Origin of the sequence: Vibrio sp. V43_P6S15P86 (assembly GCF_009904725.1) — a bacterium.
GTDB classification, from domain to species: Bacteria; Pseudomonadota; Gammaproteobacteria; order Enterobacterales; family Vibrionaceae; genus Vibrio; species Vibrio diabolicus.
Map to the genome: position 1 here is coordinate 1 of NZ_WXWT01000261.1, position 2,047 is coordinate 2,047.

The following is a 2,047-nucleotide window of genomic DNA, read 5'->3' on the forward strand; positions in this document are numbered from 1 at the left end:
TCCCTACACCGACACAAGTTTACTAGGCTATCATGCTCCGCATCGCGAATGAAGGTAAACACTTTATCTCTCATTCAAATAATAAGGAGGTTACATGAAGAAAATCGGCGTCGTAAAAGCTGTGCTAGCAGGGAAAACCGTCCCTTATGCTCATGGAGCGCAAAGCGCAATCAACAAACAAGTGTTGCCCGAGCGCCAGCACGCAACAGAGCTTGGTTTTACCAGTGATGAGCAAGGCGATCCGCGCTTTCATGGTGGGATTCAAAAAGCGCTTCATATTTACCCAAGCGAGCACTACCCAATCTGGCAACAACAATTAGGCGAAAGAACTATTTTCCAATCCGCTGGCGGCTTTGGCGAAAACATCAGCTCCGAGGGCGTCACCGAATCCACGATTTGCTTGAAAGATAAAATCCGTATCGGCTCAACACTACTTGAAGTGTCGCAAGGTCGCATGCCTTGTTGGAAACTTAACGTACGATTTGACCAACACGACATGGCGAGAAGACTGCAAGATACGCTTCGAACAGGCTGGTATTTCCGAGTATTGGAAGAAGGCGATATCGGTGCAGGTGACGAGATTATTCTGTGTGAAAGACCTTATCCAGAATGGCCACTGGCTCGCATCATGGGCGCGGTTTTCACTGGCTGTTTAGATAGAGAAGAACTCACTAAGCTGTCTGAACTGCCGTTAGTCGAATCTTGGGGCAAGTTGGTCGAGCGCCGTCTAGAAACTGGCGAAGTCGAGGATTGGGAAATGCGCTTGGTTGGCCCAACAAGACAATAAAAAACGCAGAGTAAAAGCTCTGCGCTCGCTATAAAAACGTGGCCTTTGTTATTGCTGTCCTACTGCATACTGACCATCGGTAACTTGCTCTTTCCAGATAACGTTTTCACCGTCTTTTGACGCCGTAACCACTAGGTGAGTCATTGGCGCATTTGGTGTTGCACCGTGCCAATGGTCGATACCAGGAGGACACCAGACACTATCACCAGCAGCAAATCGAATTACATGCCCATCACGCGTTCCTGTAAGTGCGGTACCAGAAGTGACGATCATGTGTTGTCCTGCAGGGTGAGTATGCCAAGCGGTTCGAGCTCCTGCATCAAAAGTAACATAGGCGGCGCTGTAGTTTGCAACTTCGTTTTCAGGAAACAACATCTCGACGTTAACTTTCCCGGTAAATAGGTTTTCAGGTCCTTGAAACGATTTCTGATCAGCAGAGCGATAAACTTGCTGCGAAGATGAGTTACCATCGGCTGCTTGAGCAATTGGAAGCATAAATCCCGTCGACAACAGCACAGACCAAATAAGCAATGATGATTTATTTTTCATAATACGAATTCCTTTCTAATTGATATGATTGGCCAAATAATATTTATTTTTCCAAAACTGTTTTTAGGACCGATTGAGCATTGTTAGACACACTTTCACCACAGCACTCACTTAATACAACAATAAATTCCTCTAACTCTTGAATAGAAACATTGTTATTCATACTGATATTATAGTGAGCTGCTAATTGGCTATTAACACCGTTCATATTTGCTAGTGCTGCAATCGTAGCAATTTCACGCTCTTTCCAAGTGAGCACATTGCGTTCAAAAATATCACCAAACAAATGTGCTTTTAGGTATTCATCAATTTGCGGAGAAAAATCGAATAGCGCGCCTTTTACTTCTGCACCAACAAGTTGTGTTTGGTTTTCAGCGCCAAATTCTAAGCTGGTTTTATCGTTAGGTAACGCGCTTGATTCTCGCCCTAAGATATCGGTAATACCTCGGCTTTTACGTTCCTCCAACACCGTCATAAATGTTGCTAGTCCATTCAAACTGCGCGGAAATCCAGCATACGCATACAACTGAGCCAGCAGTTCTTTTATCTCGTTGACCGTTAGGCCTGCGTCTAACCCATCATTAAGGCTTTGTGTTAGTTTTTCTATTTCACCACTCGCAGTAAAAGCAGAAATAGGAATAATAGCTCGCTCTTTACCACTGAATATTTCTGATGCTGAAGCGATATTCGTTGTGCATAGCGTTGTCATAG

Annotated in this window: 3 protein-coding genes; 1 reads left to right on the forward strand and 2 read right to left on the reverse strand. The window is 44.6% G+C overall.

Annotated features, from left to right (window positions below):
- Window positions 1-94: 94 nt before the first annotated feature.
- The gene (locus CAG69_RS11805; protein WP_109169300.1) at window positions 95-787 is read left to right on the forward strand and encodes an MOSC domain-containing protein; all 693 of its coding nucleotides are present in this window, start codon (window positions 95-97) and stop codon (window positions 785-787) included.
- Window positions 788-835: 48 nt separating this feature from the next.
- On the opposite strand, the gene CAG69_RS11810 is transcribed toward CAG69_RS11805, so the two are convergent.
- Window positions 836-1,336: a (R)-mandelonitrile lyase gene (locus CAG69_RS11810; RefSeq protein ID WP_161444323.1), complete on the reverse strand. Its 501-nt coding sequence runs from the start codon at window positions 1,334-1,336 to the stop codon at window positions 836-838.
- Window positions 1,337-1,379: 43 nt separating this feature from the next.
- The gene (locus tag CAG69_RS11815; RefSeq protein WP_161444325.1) at window positions 1,380-2,045 is read right to left on the reverse strand and encodes a carboxymuconolactone decarboxylase family protein; all 666 of its coding nucleotides are present in this window, start codon (window positions 2,043-2,045) and stop codon (window positions 1,380-1,382) included.
- Window positions 2,046-2,047: the final 2 nt, after the last annotated feature.